The following is a 496-nucleotide window of genomic DNA, read 5'->3' on the forward strand; positions in this document are numbered from 1 at the left end:
GGGCAAAGGATATGACGGAAAAATATAATGATGGTTGGCTATAATCTATTTATGGAAAATCTTTGAAATGAATCTGCCAAATTTGTGACTCTTATGGTTTTACTACCTACTTCAATTTGTTCTATATTGAATATTGTTCCTAAAGCGCCAGATGGGTCAAGTAGTATTTTAAAATCATACATATAATATGCTAACTGGAATAGAAAACTGATACCTTTTAATTGTTCACTAACGAATAAATATATACCATATCTGGGAAAAGTAATATCTACACTACTTTTCCCTTCAACTCTATATTCTATTATACCTTGTCCCTCACTTGCCAATCCTTTACTTGACAACGATGCTACTGGCATTGCGCTTGCTACCTCTTCCAATGTCGGTGATATGCTGTTGCCGTTTGCATCCAACCCACGTAGCCGTGCCGGAGTCCCCCCAGCCATCGCATTTTCTCTAATATCCTGCTTTTCTGCCATACTTAATACATTTTAGGGGC

Annotated in this window: 1 protein-coding gene; it reads right to left on the bottom strand. The window is 37.3% G+C overall.

What is annotated here, in order from left to right; all coding sequences use genetic code 11:
* Positions 1-38: 38 nt before the first annotated feature.
* On the bottom strand, positions 39-476 hold the full coding sequence (locus M1B78_RS18550; protein WP_257941506.1) for a hypothetical protein: 438 nt from the start codon (positions 474-476) through the stop codon (positions 39-41).
* Positions 477-496: the final 20 nt, after the last annotated feature.

The sequence above is a fragment of the Bacteroides muris (ex Fokt et al. 2023) genome (assembly GCF_024704895.1).
GTDB lineage: Bacteria > Bacteroidota > Bacteroidia > Bacteroidales > Bacteroidaceae > Bacteroides > Bacteroides muris.